Source organism: Mycobacteroides abscessus ATCC 19977 (genome assembly GCF_000069185.1).
Taxonomy (GTDB): Bacteria; Actinomycetota; Actinomycetes; order Mycobacteriales; family Mycobacteriaceae; genus Mycobacterium; species Mycobacterium abscessus.
Map to the genome: position 1 here is coordinate 3,549,247 of NC_010397.1, position 17,793 is coordinate 3,567,039.

15 protein-coding genes are annotated in these 17,793 nt (G+C 65.9%); 4 read left to right on the forward strand and 11 right to left on the reverse strand.

The genetic code is table 11. The features are described from left to right. Positions 1-232: 232 nt before the first annotated feature. Complete coding sequence (locus tag MAB_RS17800; RefSeq protein ID WP_005081012.1) at positions 233-1,582, forward strand: ABC1 kinase family protein; 1,350 nt, start codon at positions 233-235, stop codon at positions 1,580-1,582. Between the two features lie 76 nt (positions 1,583-1,658). On the opposite strand, the gene MAB_RS17805 is transcribed toward MAB_RS17800, so the two are convergent. The 4 genes from MAB_RS17805 to MAB_RS17820 form a co-directional block, all read right to left on the reverse strand. Continuing rightward, positions 1,659-1,943, reverse strand: a complete 285-nt coding sequence (locus MAB_RS17805; RefSeq protein ID WP_005098383.1) for a WhiB family transcriptional regulator — start codon at positions 1,941-1,943, stop codon at positions 1,659-1,661. Positions 1,944-2,112: 169 nt separating this feature from the next. Then, positions 2,113-2,325, reverse strand: coding sequence for a hypothetical protein (locus MAB_RS17810; protein WP_005081010.1), 213 nt, complete (start codon positions 2,323-2,325; stop codon positions 2,113-2,115). A gap of 271 nt (positions 2,326-2,596) precedes the next feature. After that, entirely contained in the window at positions 2,597-3,421 is an 825-nt protein-coding gene (locus MAB_RS17815) for a dienelactone hydrolase family protein (protein ID WP_005111854.1), read from the reverse strand. A gap of 55 nt (positions 3,422-3,476) precedes the next feature. After that, positions 3,477-5,546, reverse strand: a complete 2,070-nt coding sequence (locus MAB_RS17820) for an ATP-dependent DNA helicase UvrD2 (RefSeq protein WP_005111856.1) — start codon at positions 5,544-5,546, stop codon at positions 3,477-3,479. Positions 5,547-5,637: 91 nt separating this feature from the next. Between MAB_RS17820 and MAB_RS17825 the strand changes: the two genes are divergently transcribed. Further along, positions 5,638-5,910, forward strand: coding sequence for a mycoredoxin (locus MAB_RS17825; RefSeq protein ID WP_005077315.1), 273 nt, complete (start codon positions 5,638-5,640; stop codon positions 5,908-5,910). A 7-nt stretch (positions 5,911-5,917) separates the two neighbouring features. On the opposite strand, the gene nudC is transcribed toward MAB_RS17825, so the two are convergent. The 4 genes from nudC to MAB_RS17845 form a co-directional block, all read right to left on the reverse strand. Beyond that, on the reverse strand, positions 5,918-6,850 hold the full coding sequence (gene nudC, locus MAB_RS17830; protein WP_005056376.1) for an NAD(+) diphosphatase: 933 nt from the start codon (positions 6,848-6,850) through the stop codon (positions 5,918-5,920). A 1-nt stretch (position 6,851) separates the two neighbouring features. Further along, positions 6,852-7,937: a potassium channel family protein gene (locus tag MAB_RS17835; RefSeq protein WP_005081006.1), complete on the reverse strand. Its 1,086-nt coding sequence runs from the start codon at positions 7,935-7,937 to the stop codon at positions 6,852-6,854. 104 nt (positions 7,938-8,041) lie between these two features. Next, entirely contained in the window at positions 8,042-11,278 is a 3,237-nt protein-coding gene (locus MAB_RS17840) for an ATP-dependent helicase (protein WP_005111858.1), read from the reverse strand. Next, entirely contained in the window at positions 11,275-14,451 is a 3,177-nt protein-coding gene (locus tag MAB_RS17845; protein WP_005111860.1) for an ATP-dependent helicase, read from the reverse strand. The genes MAB_RS17840 and MAB_RS17845 overlap by 4 nt, the downstream gene beginning before the upstream one ends. Before the next feature lie 89 nt (positions 14,452-14,540). Between MAB_RS17845 and MAB_RS17850 the strand changes: the two genes are divergently transcribed. Both MAB_RS17850 and MAB_RS17855 read left to right on the forward strand, forming a co-directional pair. Then, a complete protein-coding gene (locus MAB_RS17850) occupies positions 14,541-15,323 on the forward strand; it encodes an alpha/beta fold hydrolase (RefSeq protein WP_005111862.1) in 783 nt (260 codons plus the stop codon). Positions 15,324-15,325: 2 nt separating this feature from the next. Next, positions 15,326-15,622 carry an MGMT family protein gene (locus tag MAB_RS17855; RefSeq protein WP_005090551.1) on the forward strand — a complete coding sequence of 99 codons (297 nt, stop codon included), beginning with the start codon at positions 15,326-15,328 and terminating at the stop codon, positions 15,620-15,622. Here the strand turns inward: MAB_RS17855 and MAB_RS17860 are convergent. The 3 genes from MAB_RS17860 to nirD are packed head-to-tail and all read right to left on the reverse strand — an operon-like array spanning position 15,596 to position 17,784. Continuing rightward, a complete protein-coding gene (locus tag MAB_RS17860; RefSeq protein WP_005080998.1) occupies positions 15,596-16,294 on the reverse strand; it encodes a sirohydrochlorin chelatase in 699 nt (232 codons plus the stop codon). The genes MAB_RS17855 and MAB_RS17860 overlap by 27 nt on opposite strands. Then, entirely contained in the window at positions 16,287-17,441 is a 1,155-nt protein-coding gene (locus MAB_RS17865) for a uroporphyrinogen-III synthase (protein ID WP_005080996.1), read from the reverse strand. The genes MAB_RS17860 and MAB_RS17865 overlap by 8 nt, the downstream gene beginning before the upstream one ends. Further along, positions 17,431-17,784, reverse strand: a complete 354-nt coding sequence (gene nirD / locus MAB_RS17870; protein ID WP_005100148.1) for a nitrite reductase small subunit NirD — start codon at positions 17,782-17,784, stop codon at positions 17,431-17,433. Before nirD ends, MAB_RS17865 begins: the two co-directional genes overlap by 11 nt. Positions 17,785-17,793: the final 9 nt, after the last annotated feature.

A 17,793-nucleotide genomic window follows, 5' to 3' on the forward strand; every position in this document is an offset into this window, starting at 1 on the left:
TGCCTACTGGGGCCAGTATTGTCAATAAACAGTTAGTTACATGCGGCGCTATCCGCTGCCCGCCTCTTGCCCCGTCCGGCAACACCCCTACCGGATCGACCTACCGCGGCGAGTCTGCCCCGCCACACAAGAGGTCCTGACCGGGAGCGTATTCACGCCACAGCATCGGCACGGCTACTCTTCCGAGAGGACGTCACGGCAACGATGCCGGACCGAGAGGGTACGAGGTGACATGGCAGATATTCGCCGCGGCGGACTCAGCCGAATGACCAAACTGGCAAGCCTGCCCGCCGGCATGGCAGGACGGGCCGTCCTTGGTGTTGGCAAACGGCTGACCGGGACGTCGGCCGACGAGGTCAACGCCGAACTCTTGGAGAAGGCGGCCGACGAGCTGTTCAAGGTGCTCGGCGAACTCAAGGGCGGCGCCATGAAAGTGGGGCAGGCATTGTCGGTGATGGAGGCCGCGATACCGCCCCAATTCGCCGACCCGTTCCGCGAGGCGTTGGTGAAACTGCAGAGCGAGGCACCGCCGCTGCCGACACCCAAGGTGCATCGCGTGCTCGACGCACAGCTCGGCACCAAATGGCGCGAACGCTTCCAATCCTTCGACGACACTCCCGTCGCTTCGGCCAGCATCGGCCAGGTGCACAAGGGAGTATGGAAGGACGGCCGCGAGGTGGCCGTCAAGATCCAGTACCCGGGCGCCGACGATGCCTTACGCGCGGATCTCAAACTCATTCAGCGGATGACACCGTTGGCCAAACAGATTGCGCCCAAGGCAGATATCGACAGGCTGGTGGCCGAGATCAGCGACCGCATCGAAGCCGAGCTGGACTATCGCCTGGAGGCGTCCAATCAGCGCGCGTTCGCAAAGGTCTTCGCCAGCGATCCGAAGTTCTTTGTACCGGCGGTTGTCGCCAGCGCTCCCAAGGTGATCATCGCCGAGTGGATGGAAGGACGCCGGATCTCAAAGATCATCGCCGAGGGCACCCGCGAGGAGCGTGACTCCGCGGGCGCCTTGATGCTCGAATTCACAGTGAAGTCACCGGAAAGCGTGGGGCTGGTGCATGCCGATCCGCACCCCGGAAACTTCATGCTGTTGCCCGACGGACGTTTCGGCATCATCGATTTCGGTGCGGTCTCGGAGCACCCTGGCGGCATTCCGCCGGAGTTCGGCGAGGTGCTGTGCTGGGCGCGCGATGAGCAGTGGGACCAGGTGATCCGTCTGATCAAGCAGCTCGGCTTCATGCCGCCGGACGTTCAGCTGTCCGGGGATCAGGTGATGGATTACATCAGACCGCTTTGGCCCTATGTCGATCCGCTGCGCGCGGGTGAGTTCCATTTCACCCGCGAGTGGTTCCAGCAGGCCGCAGTCGCGTCGACCGACCTGTTGGACGAGGGATTCGCGGACCGATTCAAATTGGCGCGTCAGATGACGGTGCCGCCGGGTTACGTCATGCTGCTGCGCACTCTCGGCGGCATGATCGGGGTTCTGGTGCAACTCGATGCGCATGTGAACTACGCGGCGATCGCCGAACAATGGATGCCGGGATTCTTCCCGCCTAACTCCACATCGGCCTAAACGCATTGCTCCCCATCGCCGAATGACGATGGGGAGCAATGGTTATCAGGCCCTACAACCTTCTTGGCCGGCGGCGTCATGCCGCGGCGGTGTCGGCGTCGGGCAGTGGGTTCTTGCGCGGGCGTCCACGCGGCCGCTTGCGCGCCACAATGGTCCCCTGCTCAAGAATCTCACCGCCCCACACTCCCCACGGCTCTGCGCGGTCCAGCGCAGCGGCCAGGCACTGCGACCGGATCGGGCAGTCCGCGCACAGCGCCTTCGCCCGCTCCAGGTCGGCGGGGCTTTCCGCGAACCACAGGTCCGCGTCCGCGACGTGGCACGGCAGCGCGAGTCTTCGGGCCTCCACTTCAACGGTCATCATGTGTCCGTTCACCTGCTTCCTCTTCGGTTCCTCGTAAAACTGCTGGTCTCGTATCGGTGTCTTATCGATCGAGATCCGGAACCACGCTTGAGGTTTGGGGCTCAAACAAATGTGGCCACGGATCCCGGTGGTGTCGGGTCCGTGGCCTGGGAGGCGGTTGTGGGGATACCTAGATGTATCCCCTATTCACGGACGCGACATTCGCGGCTGCGACGGCGGCGCGGTGCTTAATCGCGGAAGCCGAGCCGGCCATCAACACGGCAGCTACCGCCGGCTTGGCGGCGGCACGCGTCTGGAGCGACGGCGGAGCGATCGGCAACACGACAAAGGCACCATGGGCATCACGCCACAAGGTGTCTCCGTAATTGGTGGGTGTGTTCATTTCGCTCCTCCTTCCGTCTACTCGCACGTGAACAGGTCTTGGTTTGGAATCCTCGCGAATTCCTGAAGCCCAGAGTAAAAGGTCACCTATCGGTTGACAAGTTATTTTTGACCTGCGGCGATACTTCAAAACCAGTTTCGTCGAACTGGCATCTTTTCTCGGTGAGACATGGCCGAAGATCAGCGGTGGCCCACCCTGGCACCGAAATCAACGTTGTGCAGATGCGCACTCACACTTTCCCTGCACAACGTCGATCTAGACATACTGGGCTCTACACGGAAGTGAGCAGCCGCGAGCGGAAAAGATCCAACACCTGGTCGAGGGCCGCCCGTGTGGGCTGCCCGGGCTCATCGATGAGATGTTCGGTCACCACCGAGTGCGGCGGCATCGGCGAACCAGGACGAGCGGACTCACCGGGCAGCTCGATTGCAATGAACGCGTCCCCCAGTTCGTCGCGCAGGAACTGAAAACGCTCGGCGGGCACCAGTTTGTCGGTGGTGAAGCGCATGCCGATCACCTTGAGCCCCTCATGCTGGCAGCGGTGCTTGACCTTGCTCAGGTCCTCCGGAGAGATATCGATGTTGTACCGGGCCTTCTTACTGAGGCCGAACGGTAGCGAGGGCTGCGACAGCACCGGTGCGAGCAGCCTGTCGTCTGCCGCCATGGCCAGCGCGTATCCACCGGTGAAACACATGCCGATGGCACCGACCCCCGGGCCGCCGTTGCGCTCATGTTCGTTCTGCGCCAGCGCCCGCAGCCAGTTGATCACCGACGAGGTCTTCCCCGTCGCCAGCACCGTAAATTCGCGGCTCACGCATCCCCGGAACATCGAAGACGCCATGTAGGTGCTGGTACGCAGCCAACCATCGGCCTTCGGGTCGACGCTTTGGCCGGGATTCCCGAAGAGGTGCGGCATGACGGCGGTGCAACCGATATCAGCCACCTTGCGCGCGAAGTCGGCGACCCTGGGGCTGATTCCGGGCATCTCGGCGATGACGATCACCGCCGGTCCGCTGCCCTTTCGCAATACGATCTTGGTTTCACCCTCGTGAGTGAAGGTGCCTGCTTCGAAATCGCGGAGGTCATCATCGGCCATGGGCCGAGCCTAGGACGAGATCGCGATCCGCGCTAGACACGTGTTCAACAAGCGATCACGAGGATCTGGCACGCACCAGACGCAATACGTCGGGGCCGTACTGCTCCAGCTTGCGCGCACCGATCCCGGGAATGGCGACCAGAGCGGCATCGTCGCCGGGAAGCAGTTCGGCGATGGCGATCAACGTGTTGTCGGTGAAGACCACGAACGCCGGAACCTTCATTTCCTTGGCCGTCTTGAGCCGCCAATCCTTCAGTGCGACAAGCAGTTCCTCGTCGATATCGGACGGGCAGCTCTCGCAGCGCCGCAGCAGCACTGCGGCGGGCGTGCTCAGCGCCGCATTGCAGACACGGCAGCGCGCGCCACCGCCGCGGCGCCTGGGCGTGGCAGAAGCGGGAAGTTGCGCGGTCGGGGCGATTCCGTTGAGGAATCGTGAATGCTTACGCGACTTACGCCCGCCGGCGGCGCGCGACAGCGCCCAGCTCAAGTTCAAATGCACACGGGCGCGAGTGATTCCCACGTACAGCAGGCGGCGCTCTTCCTCCACCGGCTCGATATCACCGGCGCGCGACAGTGCATGCGAGATGGGTAGGGTGCCGTCGGCGAGCCCCACCAGGAACACCGCGTCCCATTCCAGGCCCTTGGCCGCGTGCAGCGACGCCAGCGTCACGCCCTGCACGGTCGGTGGATGGCGCGCCTCGGCGCGTACCCGCAGCTCGCGCACGAGCCCGGGCAGATCCAGCTCCGGCTGACGAGCACACTCCTCGTCGGCAAGTTCGACAAGTGCCCGCAGCGATTCCCACCGTTCGCGCGCCTGGGTTCCGTGCGGCTCTTCCTGCGACAATCCCAACGGTTCCAGAATCTCCCGCACCTGTTCTGGCACAGGCATTCCCGCATCCTCACGGCCGGCTGCGCGTTGCAGCGCCACCAACGCCTGCCGCACCTCCTGCCGCGTGAAGAACCCTTCGCCGCCACGCACTTGAAACGGGATGCCGGCCTCGGTCAGCGCCTCCTCGTACACCTCAGACTGTGCGTTGATGCGGTACAACACCGCGACCTCGGAGGCGGGGGTTCCGGATTCAATCAGTGCCGCAATGGATTTCGCAACAGACTTGGCCTCTGCCGCCTCGTCGTCATGCTCGGAAAACCTGGGGGCAGGCCCCTGTGGCCGCTGACCGATCAGTTGCAGCTTGCTGCCGGCCACCCGGCCCTGCGCGGCCGAGATCAACCGATTGGCCAGCGAAACCACTTGCGGCGTCGAACGATAGTCGCGTTCCAGACGGACCACCGTCGCATCGGGAAATCTGCGCGAGAAGCCAAGCAGGTACTGCGGAGTGGCACCGGTGAACGAGTAGATGGTCTGGTTGGCGTCGCCCACTACCGTCACGTCATCGCGCGGCCCCAGCCACGCGTCGAGCACCCGCTGCTGCAGCGGGGTCACGTCCTGGTACTCGTCGACGACGAAACAGCGATAACGGTCCCGGAACTCCTCGGCGACGGCTGCCGAGTTCTCGATGGCGGCCGCGGTATGAAGCAGCAGGTCGTCGAAGTCGAGAAGGGTGGACCCATCGGGCCGGGCCTTGAGTTTTTCGTAGCCCGCGTAGACCTTGGCCACCTGTTCGGCCGGCACCGGCGCGTCCCTGCCGAACTTGGCGGCGGCGGCCGGATATGTCTCCGGGCTGATCAAAGACGCCTTGGCCCACTCGATTTCACCGGCGAGGTCACGCACGGTGTCGGTGGTGGTGCTCACCTTGGCGCGGTTCGCGGCCTGCGCGACGAGGGTGAACTTGCTGTCGATCAGCTCCCAGCGGGTATCGCCGACCAACTGCGGCCAGAAATACCGGAGCTGCCGTAGACCGGCCGCGTGAAATGTGACGGCCTGCGCGGATCCGACACCCAGGTCACGCAGCCGACCCCGCATCTCCCCCGCCGCCCGCTGGGTGAAGGTGACAGCCAGAATCTGGCCCGCGGCGACATGGCCGGATGCGACCAAATAGGCGATGCGATGGGTAATTGTGCGCGTCTTGCCTGTTCCGGCCCCAGCGAGCACGCAGACGGGGCCGCGCGGAGCGGTGACGGCGGCACGCTGCTCGTCATCGAGACCATCGAGAAGAGAGCGCGCCACCCAGCCATCCTCTCAGCAACGGCCGACAACACACCGCCCCCACCCCGCTGTTGACAGATCTCACACCCCCGGCGGAACACCCCCTCGGGGTATGACGTTGAATGCCAATGTGACTACAGCGAGCGATACCGGCCTCATCATGTACTCCACCACCTGGTGCGGATACTGCCGTCGGCTTGAAACGCAACTGAAGGCGGCCGGCATCGACTACACCAAGGTCGACATCGAACAAGACCCGGCCGCAGCCGAATACGTCAGTGGAGTCAACGGAGGCAACCAGACGGTGCCGACCGTCAAGTTCCCGGATGGCAGCGCGCTGACCAATCCGTCGCTGGCCCAGGTGAAGGCCAAGCTCGGCCTCTAATCGTTGGCTACGGTCTTCCCGCAGGCGGCTCCTCGCCGGCATACGCCCAGGACTCCACGATCTCCCGGGCGATGGAGATCGACCCCGGCAACATCAGCCGTGAGTCGGACGCAGTGGTCCAATCCCCCGCTTCCAGGGCGGAGCGCACCTCCGCACGGGTGAACCAGTCTGCCTCGGCAATTTCGCCGTCATTGAACGCGAAGGGCTGCGAGGGATCGCCGATCGCATGGAAGCCCAGCATGATCGACCGCGGGAAAGGCCACGGCTGGCTACCCAGATACTGCACATCGGTGACAGTGAGGCCGACTTCCTCAGCCACCTCGCGGGCCACGCATGCTTCCAGTGATTCGCCCGCCTCGACGAATCCGGCAAGCAGCGAGAACATCCGCTCCGGCCAGAACTTCTGACGGCCGAGCACCGCGCGATCGCCGCCGTCATGCACCAGACAGATGATGGCCGGATCAGTGCGGGGAAATTCTTCTTGCCCCGTGGCCGAGTTGACCCGAACCCAACCACCCTTGGCCGGAATGGTCGGCGATCCGTCGACGGGGCTATAACCGGCGTTGTCATGCCAGGCCAGCATGGCCATGGCGGTGGCCAGCAGCGCTGCGCTGGTGTCGTCGAACAACTGACCGGAGCGGCGCAGGTCCAGCAGCGGCGCGCTGTCCTCGTCGAGGTCGGCGCGCACCGCCCATACGTGACGGCCGCCCGGGATCCGTCCGAGGAACACGGCGTGCTCGGGCGGCTGATCGCCGATGCGGGCGGCGTCTTCGATCACCACCTGCCCGTCGACGATGTTCACCCGGCCACGCACATCCAGGGTGATCAGGCCCGCCTCGGCCCAGCCCTTGGCCAATTCCTCAGGGTTTGAACGCAGTTCATCGGCACGGTCCAGCCCGACGCGCGACAGCAAGGGAATGTTGCGAAGGCGGAAGGTCATATCAGGCTCCGGCGTTGCGGACGTAGAGCAGGCGGTCGGTTGCCTCGATGGAATCTACCTCGGGGGCGTCGACCCGGTGCAGGATGCCGTCGCGCACCACCCCCAGCACGATGTCGGACAGATGGCGCGGTGAGCCGCCGACCTCGCTGCGCTCCACCTCGCGTTCCGCGATCGCGAATCCCGCCTCCGGAGTCAGCAAGTCCTCGATCATCTCGACGACCCGCGGTGTCGTAGTGGCGATGCCGAGAAGCCGACCCGCGGTTTCGGAGGACACCACGACCGAGTCGGCACCGGACTGGCGCAGCAGATGCACATTCTCCGCCTCGCGGATCGCGGCAACGATCTTGGCGTTGGGAGCCAGTTCGCGGGCGGTAAGTGTGACGAGCACCGAGGTGTCATCCCGGTTCGCGGCCACGATGATCGACTTGGCGTTCTGCACCCCAGCCAGGCGCAGCACATCAGATTTGGTGGCGCTGCCACGCACGGTCACCAAGTCGGCGGCGGCCGCAGCGTCCAGGGCCATCTGGTCTTCGTCAACGACCACGATTTCGGACGGGGCGGCGCCGTCGGAGAGCATCGCCTGCACGGCGGTCTTCCCCTTGGTGCCGTATCCGACGACAACGGTGTGGTTGCGCACGCGGGCCCTCCATCGCTGGATCTTCAGTGCTTGACGTGAACGTTCGGTGAGCGCTTCCACCGTGGTACCGACCAGGACAATCAGGAACAGCAGGCGCAGCGGCGTGATCACAAGGATGTTCACCAGCCGCGCACCCTCGGTATATGGGGTGATATCGCCATAGCCGGTGGTCGAGAGCGACACGGTGGCGTAGTAGAAACAGTCCAGGAAGCTGAGCGGATCGCTCTCCTCCGGCGTCGATGCGACATCGCGATAGCCACTGCGATCCGCGTACACCACGAGCACGGCGGCGAAGAGTGTCCCGACCGCGATCAGGATGCGCTTGCCGATGGCCCGCCATGGGCTGGCCGCGTTTTCGGGGATGCGCAGCACACCGACCAACGCGTGGTCTGGCTGTGCTGTCAGCGCCTGATCAATACCGCGAAACCGCTGGCGGAGCTTACCTGCCATATGCCGATCGCGTCCGAGTCACCGGTTGCACGGGTGTCAATCTACTCATAGGGCGGCCGGGCTTCGCGTTGGCCAGCGAGATAGCCGGGAAGTCCGAGCGAATATCAATCCCGGGTCAGCTCCGCGAGCTCCTCCGCGTGCGGCAAATCGGGCAGCTCTGTGGGCGCCACCGTACGACCCGAGCGCACGTAATGGAACACGGCACGCACCCGCGCGGGATCGATTTCCCGTAACGACGCCCACGCGCGCCGGTACACGGCCAGCTGCAGCGCGGCGGCCTTCATCTCATCACCCGCCGGCTCGTGACCCGTCTTCCAGTCCACGACCGTCCACGTGTCCTCGGCGCTGTCGGGTCCGAACACGGCGTCGATGCGACCACGCACGACGATCCCCGCCACCGAAATCTCGAACGGCACCTCAACCTCTACCGGGGTTCGGTCGGCCCATTCGGACTCCAGGAACGCCGACTGCAGCGCCGCCAGGTCCTCGGCGTCCTCGAAACTTCCGTAGCCGTCGCCAGGCAAGTCTTCGAAATCGATGAGCCGCACCGACCCGTAGTGACGCTGCACCCAGGAGTGGAACGCGGTGCCCCGACGAGCGTCCAGGTCCGGACGGGTGGGGCGCGGGCGAGCCAGCCTGCGGGCCAGGGCCTGCGGATCCTGCCGCAGCTCCACCAAACTGGTCACCGAAAGGTGCTGAGGAAGGGTCATTTCCGGGCGGCGATGGCCCTGCTCGCGTTCCCGTAGCAGCGCGTCGACATCGGCCTCCCAGCCGTCGGTATCGTCATCGTCCTCCATGGTCAGGGCCGCCCCGTCGGCGAGCGCTGCGCGCACCAGCCGGGCGCCGGCCTCAATGTCATCGCGTCTGCCCGCGAGCGGGTCAGCGGGCCACTGTGCTTCGACGGTCTGATCGAGCATGGGATTGCGCTCGCCCGCTGGCGGCTCGGGGGCCCACCGTTCGACGGTTCCGCACGGAACGCCTTCGGCGGCAGCGGACTCAATGACATCGCGTAGTTCGACCAGAAAGTCCGACGGCCCCTTCGGTTTGAGCCCGGTCTGACCCCAATGGTGCCCCGAGACGAAAAGCTGCTCAGCGCAACGGGTAACCGCCACGTACAACAGCCGCCGCTCCTCGTCGATCCGGCGCGTGGCCAGGCTGTCCTTATGCCGGGCGATGGCGTCGGCGAGCTGTTTGCGATTGGTGATGCCCTCGGTGTCCAGCTGGGGCACCCCGAATTGATCTCCCTGGCTGGCGCGATCACCGCGGACCAGCGGGGGCAGTTCCGTGGCGCTGGTCAGCCAGGTCGGTGCGGCCACTCCGGACGGGAACACCCCGGCGCTCAGATGCGGGACGGCCACCACATCCCATTCCAGCCCCTTGGCCGAATGCACGGTCAGAATCTGCACCCGGCCCGGGCTTGCGGCCACTTCCACAGGCGCGAGGCCTTTTTCGATCTCCCACGCAGCGTCCAGGTATTGCAGGAACGCGGAGACCACCCCGACCGGATCGCTCTGGTCGGCGGACTCGGCGAATCCCGCCGCAACGTCGGTGAAAGCGCGCAGCTGATCCAGGCCCTCACCGCGTCGCCCTGCGACAAGCTCGACGTCCAAGGCGAGCACTCGCTGCACCTCGGCGATCAGGTCGGTGAGCGGCATCCCGAGTCGCGCGCGCAACGCCGACAGTTCCCGTCGCAGTGCGGTCAAGCGCTTCCAGCCCTCCGGCGAGTATTCATCGGGCGTACCGGGATCGCTGATGGCATCGGCCAGACACGGAATATCGGCTTCCTCTCCCACGTCTGGGCCGACCGCCGGCGCGCCGCCGCGACCGAATCCCGTCGCCCGCCGCCACAGCACCACCAGATCGTGGGCGCCAAGACGCCACCGGGGTCCGGTCAGCACGCGCAGGGCGGCGGGGCCAGCGGTCGGGTCGGCGACAAGACGCAGCATAGCCACGGTGTCGGCGACCTCCGGAAGTCCGAGCAGACCGGTAAGTCCGACCACCTCGGCCGGAACACCTTGGGCGGCAAGAGCCTCGGCCATGGGCGCGGCGTCACTGTTTCGCCTGACCAGCACCGCCGACGACGGAGGGCGGTTCCCCTCGCGATGTGCCTGCTCATATACCGCGGCCAGTTGCGTTGCGACCCATTCTCGCTCGGCAGCGATGTCGCCCAACAATGCGCACGCGATACGCCCGGAGGCGGCGTCCGGCCGGGGCAGCAGCGGCCGGACGGCCACCGAACGCCGACGCGCCTCCTCCGAGACCGAGTTGGCCAGGTGCAGGGCCTCGGGTGGGTTGCGCCAGCTGGTACGCAGTTCCCTGGTCGGCGCCGGTGATCCATCCGGAAGCGGAAAGTCGGTGGTGAATCGGGGCAGATTGGTCGCCGACGCACCCCGCCAGCCATAGATCGACTGGATGGGATCGCCCACGGCGGTCAACGCCAGGTCCGGGTCAACGCCCCGACCGAACAAGGACGACAACAAGATGCGTTGGGCATGCCCCGTGTCCTGGTATTCGTCCAACAGCACCACTCGGTAGCGCTCTCGCTGAGTCTGTCCGACGATGGGATGATCGGCGGCCAACCGCGCCGACAACGCCATCTGTGCACCGAAATCGAGAACACCGCGGGTACGCATCAGCGCAATCAGCTGCTCCACGATCGCCATCAGCTGCGTTCGCTCACGCTGTGTTTCGATCAATCGCAGCAGCCAGGCGCTCGGCCCACCCTCACGCTGGCGCGGGCCGGGAGGCAGCGTGAGGATCAGCCGCTCGAGCTCATCGTGCGATGACAACAGATCGGTGGTGTTCACCAGATGCTCGGAAAGCTGCCCCGCCAGCGCCAGCACCTGAGCGGTGACAGCGCCGGGCGTCTTCTCGGTGTCCAGGTCTCCATCGAAATCACAGACCAACCGGAAGGCCAGCTGCCATAACTGTGTTTCGGTCAGCAGACGCGCATTGGGTTCCATGGGCAGCAGCAGCCCGTGCTCGCGCAACAACGTTCCGGCATAGGCGTGATAGGTGGCAATGACGGGATCGGGCTCGTCGGCGGCGACGGGAGCCAGGATCCCGCTTCCCGCCAGCCGGGCGAGCCGAGATCTGACACGGCGCAGCAACTGGGCCGCGGCCTTGCGGGTGAACGTCAACCCGAGCACCTGACCGGGGGTGGCATAGCCATTCGCCACCAGCCACACCACCCGAGCGGCCATCGTCTCGGTCTTACCCGCACCGGCGCCGGCGATCACCACCATCGGGCCGGGAGGTGCCCCGATAACGGCCGCCTGCTCATCGGTGGGTTCGAAAAGCCCCAAAACCCTCGATAGCTCGGCGGGCGAGTATGCATTCACGACTGACACACTGCCTGTCCATCGGTCTGGGCCGGGCAGCACGTCCGCAAGGGACAATGCCCGCAGCCATCGTTGACCCGCGCGACGAATATCGGCCCTTGTGTGCTCGCCGCCGCGTTGTGGATGCTCTCGCGCCAGGCATCCTGGGCCGCCGGGGTCAGCGGATCCTGATGACGTTGCGTCGCGCCGTCATCGAGATTGGGCTTGGCGATGTAGACCAAGCGGCCACCACCGGGCGCACCCGCCGGTTCCCCCTCGATGAGCCCCTCGGCGGCCGCGACCTGATACGCGGCAAGCTGAGCGTGTTGTTGCGCATCGTCTTTGGTGGCAGGGCTTTTCCCGGTCTTGATGTCGATGACAACCGGACGACCCTCGGCGTCACGTTCCAGGCGGTCGATGCGGCCGACCAGGCGCACCTGCGGTTGACCAGCGCGGGAAAGAACTCCATCGACACCGATCTCGCGACCGACCTCGGTGAGCTCACCACGCGTTGACGCACGCCACGTGGTGAACGCTTCCAACAGCTCGTGATGGCGTCGCAGCTCGTTGCGTGCGTACCACTGCGACTCGAATGGCATTGATTCCCAGGCCTTGTCGAGCGCCCGGCACATCGCGTCAGAATCCTCAGCGTGGACGCCGACCAGCTCATGGACCAAAGTGCCCAGTGCCCGACGCGGATCGGTGAGGTCGGTGCCGCCATGCCGCTCCAGCATCCAGCGCAGCGGGCAGGCCATCAGGGTCTCTACGTTGGACGGCGACACTCGGACCGGACCATCTTCGGCCAGCCACAACGGGCGCTCATCGCTGACATCGCCGAGGCCATACCAGGATTCCGGGTCGGCGCCGGGCACTCCGGCAGCCGCGAGCCGGGCCAGTTGCCGGGCGGCGGCGCGGCGACGAGCATCAGTCACGGCTTCGACCGGTGCCGTGACGACTGCACGCAGTTCACCGACAAGGTTCGCGGCGGTCAACACTCGTGACTGCGCCGCACCCGGGCGATATTCAGATATCACCCATTCCGGGTGTGCGGCCATGAGTTCGGTGAGAAAACGCGATGCCATCGCGGGCCCACCGCCCATGTCTGCGTTTTCGTTCTCGACTGCGGTAATCAGCACGCGGCGTGCCGCCCTACCCACGGCCAACAGCAATAGCCGACGTTCCTCGGCAAGTGCCACCGCAGACCCGTCGACATGGGCGGCGTGCTCGATACCGGCCAACACATCCATCAGTTCCTGGGTGCGCAGCACGCCGCCCCGCACCGCGGTATTGGGCCACAAGCCTTCCTGTACACCAGGAATCGCTACCACATCCCATTCACGCCCCACCGCGGCGTGCGCACTGACGATGGCGACGGCATCGGGTTCGAGTCGCGTCGTGCGCTGGCCGACCAACGCCAATGACCGAATGTGGTCGATCAGGCCCGTGACGCCGATGCCGGGTGTGCGTGCCACATGCTCCGAGGCGAGGTCGAATAACGACGATACGGCGTCCAGATCGCGGTCAGCCTGCGCACCCAATGGGCCGCCGCGTTGCGACAAACCATCCCAGCGCCGCTGCAAGCCGGACCGCGTCCACGCGGCCCACAGCACGTCAAGAACGCTCGCACCGGATGCGGTGGCCTCGCGGGCGGCCCCGATCACCGCCCGCACCCGCCGCAGGGGCGCGGCCTGGATGTCGGTAAGCGCCGCGAGATGCGTCTCATCGGCCTCGACCAGGACCGCACGCAGCAGCTCCGCACTGCCCCTTTCGCCGCCCGCGGCTTCCTCAGCGCGCAGCAATTGTCGTCGTAACCGCCTGAGCGCCACCGGATCCACCCGCCCGAGCGGACCCGTCGCCAGTGTCACCGCGTCCTCATGTGTCACACCGCCCTGAGCGGCCGACACTGCCAGCAGTAAGGCGTGCACAGCGGGAACCGAGGCGACGGGGCCATCGTATGACTCCGCATGCACGGGAACACCAGCCGATTGCAGGGCCCGGCACAGGGCCGCTCCGCTGCGCGGCACCGAACGTACGATGACCGCCATGCGCGACCATGGCACGCCGTCTATCAAATGAGAGCGCCGCAGTAGGTCCACGACCAGCGACGCCTCCGCCGTCTCGGTGGGTACGGCGGCAAGACGAACGGCGGCCGGCCCGTTCTCGACCCCGTGGATTACCCGAGCCGGCGAACTCCCGGGCAGCCGCCGAGCCACCGAGTTCGCCAGTTCGGCGATTGGTGCCGCGCAGCGATGCGAACCATCGAGTTCGATCATGGTGGTCCTGCTGTCCGCACTGACCTGCAGCAGTTGCGTATCGGCACCGCGAAATCCGAATACGGTCTGGTTGGGGTCACCCGCGATGACACAGAAACCGGCCCTTTCCGCGAGCAGCCGGACCAGCAGCGCCGCCTGCGGATCAAGATGCTGAGCATCGTCCACGAGGAGCAGTTCGATGCGATCACGCTCCGCGGCTAGCATTCCCGGCTCCACGGCAAAGGTCTCCAGCGCCGATCCAACCAGCTCCGCGGCGCCCAGTGCGGGCACTGTGGCCTGCGGTGCCGCCATGCCCACCGCGGACCGTAGCAGCATGACTTCCTCGTACTCCCGCGCAAGACCAGCGACCGCGATCCACTCCGGGCGGTTGTGCCGCCGCCCGATCGCACGTAGCTCGCGCGCGTCCACCCCGCGCTCGGTGCATCGAGCCATGAGATCGCGCACACCGGTGGCGAAGCCCGCCGTGGCCAAGGCCGGCCGCAGTGACGCGGGCCACGATCCGCTGTTGTCTTCCGCGTTGCCGCACAACAATTCCCGCACAATGCTGTCCTGCTCGGCCGCGGTGATGAGTCGCGGCGGCGGATTCCCTTGACACGCCGCGTGGGCGGCAAGAACAGCGAAGGCATACGAATGCACGGTGCGGACCATGGGCTCGCGGATAGCGACACCGGCGCAGCGCTCGAACACCGCCGCCGAGATCCGGTTTCGCAGCTCGGCGCTGGCCCTGTTGGAACCGGTGAGCACGAGAACTGAGGCCGGGTTCACGCCAGCTGCGGTGTGGGCCGCCACGATATCGACCAGCAGGCTTGTCTTTCCGGTGCCGCTGCCACCGACGACCACGAACCGGCCCGTGCGGTCGGGATCCAGCAGGCATGCGGCAGCACCGTCCCAGTATCTGCTCGAGGGGGGCGGTGCCGACATGTGCAGATCACAGCACGAGGGTCCGACAAGTAGATCTGACCTGGGAACCCGTCATGAGGCGGTGGGCGAATGATGGCAGGATTCGGCGAGTGACACCGACGCTGAACATCCATCGATACGGCCCAGTGGAACCCGCACGCCTGCTCGCGTTGCATGGACTGACCGGACACGGCAGACGCTGGGCGCCGCTGTTCGACGAGTACCTCGCCGATGTGCCGGTGCTGGCGCCCGACCTGCTAGGACACGGGCGCTCCCCCGCGACCGCACCCTGGTCGTTGGAGGCACACGCCGATGCGGTAGCTGCCGAGCTGGACACGGCCGAGACCGGACCGATCGTGGTGGTGGGGCACTCGTTTGGTGGTGCCATCGCACTGCACCTCGCGGCGCGCAGACCAGACCTGGTGAAGTCGCTCGTCCTGCTGGACCCGGCAATTGGATTGGACGGGGACTGGATGCGTCAGATCGCCGACCAGATGGTGACCTATCCGGACTACACCGATCGGGCCGAAGCGAAATCGGACAAAGTAGCCGGGGCATGGTCAGACGTACCAGACCATGTCATCGAAGCCGAACTGGACGAGCACCTGATCCAGTTATCCAACGGCCGGTGCGGCTGGCGGATGAACCTACCCGCGGCGGTCACCGCATGGAGTGAACTTGCTCGCGATATTGTCCTACCTGTCAACGTCATTCGTACCACGTTGTTACTCGCGACCCGCACCTCACCGCCCTACGTGCTACCCAAGCTTCTGGACGCACTCCAGGCCACGCTCGGCAGCCAATTCGAGCTGATCGACATCGACTGCGACCACATGGTGTCACAATCCCGGCCCGCCGAAACCGCCGCCGCGATACGGTCGCACCTGGAGTAAACATGGCCGCAGTCACCGAGGAACAAGTCGAGCTGGTGCGCTCGCTGGTCGCATCCATACCGGCCGGGCGAGTAGCCACATACGGAGATATCGCCGATGCGGCAGGACTTGCCAGCGCGCGAATCGTGGGCTGGATCATGCGCACCGACTCCGCGGACCTGCCCTGGCATCGCGTCATCGGCGCGAGCGGCCGCCCCGCGCCGCATATCCGGACCCGTCAGCTCGAATTGCTCAGGGCCGAGGGCGTGCTCGCCGTGGACGGGCGAATCGCGCTACGCGACGTCCGCCACGGCTTCTAGCTCACCCGATGCCGCCGTGACCGAGGCAAAGCGCTGCACCAGCAGATCCACGATCTGCGGGTGTACCCCAAGCGGTTGCGCGACGCCGTCGGCACCGCACTCCGCGAGACGTTGCTGAAAAAGACCTTGTGCCAACAGATACGACGCGATGAAGACCCGTCGGCCCGTCGCACGCGCCTCTCTGACCACGTCGGCCACCCGCGGTTCCCCGGTAGCGATGTACCCCACCCGCACGGGGCCGGTATGCCGAGCGAGCAGGCTCGCCGCGGTGTGAACCTCATGGCGGGCACGCGCGTCAGAGGATCCCGCCGCCGCGAGCACAACCGCATCACCACGGCGCCATCCGGCCGCACGCAACCGCCCCGCCAGCACCGAGGCCAGTACAGGATCGGGCCCCAGCGTTTGCGTGATAGCGACCTGCGGATGCCCGCTGAGCGCTACGTGCTCCGGAATGTCGTGGTGCACATGGTATCCCGACGCCAAGAAGGCCGGAAGTAACACCGCGGGTCCGTCAATGGTGGATAACACTTCCGACGGGGTAGGTCCCAGAACATCCACGAAAGCGGTGCGCACCGAACCGACGCGCCGCGACACCGCCTCGGCGAGCGCCGCGATGTTCTCCACACCGGCTGCCGAACGGGTGCCATGGGCCACCAATACGAACTCAGCCATGACATTCCCCAATCGTGGTCGGATCGATCGCCAACCGGTAACCCCGCTTGACCACTGTCTGAATAACTTTCGGCGCGCCGAGTGCCGCACGCAACCGAGTCATCGCCGTCTCGACGGCATGGGTGTCGTCACCGCCACCCGGCAGTGCGGCCAGCAGATCCTCACGGGACACCACCTGACCGGGGCGCACCATCAGACGCTTCATCAACGCCATTCCCGCCGGCGAGATCTGGCGAGTTTCACCATCAACCGCGATCCCGCAGCTGCGCACGCTGACGATATGCCCGCCGGCGTGGAACCGTGGCGCCCGCCTGGTCAGTTCATCGGCAATGTGTCTGGCCAATGCACCCAGCCGCGCCCGCTCGGGCTGCGTGGTGGGCACACCGAGTACCTCCAGCGGAGCCGCGGTCACCGGCCCAACACACAACGGCGCCACCCGGGCCCGCAACGCGGCCAGCAGCTCATCCAAACGGCCGGTCGCCTTGGCACGCCCCAACATCGAGGCCACCGCGGGCGCACTGGTAAAACTGATCCCGTCCAGCTCGGCGTTGATCGCCATGGAGATCAAGCGGTCCATCGGCCGCTGGTCCTCCGGAGGCTCCCAACGGTACACCGGCACCCGGATCACTTGCGCGCCAGCGATGGTCAGCGCCTCGCATAGGTCAGCGATGGGCTCCCATTCGGTGGCGGCGCCGTGTAGTTGCACGGCGATACGCCGGCCCTCGACACCTTCTTCGAGCAGGCGATCCAATACCTCTGCCGACGATTCCGATGCGGGCGACCATTCTTCACGCAACCCCGCCTGACGGATCGCTCCGGTGGCCTTGGGTCCACGAGCGACCAAACGCCCGGACTCCAGCGCCGACTTGAGACCGTCGGCCACACCCCACTCATCGGCAGCCTCGATCCAGCCGCGGAAACCGATGCCGGTGGTGGCCACGGTCAGATCCGGCGGGTTGGCGATGACGAGTTCGGTCGCGTCCCGAAGTTCGGCATCGTCGGCCAGCGGGATGATCCTGATGGCCGCGGCATGCACAACAGCGGCCCCGCGACGCTCCAACAGCGCGATCAGTTCCTCCGAACGGCGCGCGGCGGTGACACCGATCGTGAACCCGTCGAGCCGACGTTCTGGCTCGTTACGCGGCAACCGCGTTCCGGTGTCGGCTCCTGAGCATTCCGATTTCGACGTTTCCATTGATCACCCGCACCTCGAAGACTGGCAACCGGCGCGACGCATCATCGAGACAACGCCCGTCAATTAGCGAGAAGACCTGCTTGAGCAGCGGCGATGCCACAGTGGGCTCCCCGCCACGGTCACCGGTCAAACCGCGTGACATCACGGCGGCCTGGCCGAATGGATCGATGTTACCGACCGCGTACAACTCCCCGCTGGGCATGAGGAACAAGGCGGCCTGTACGTCGTCGGCCAGGAGCACCGCAGCACCCCGGCCCGGGGTAAGCGAATCCACCGCACAGACCGTTGACCACACGTACTGGTA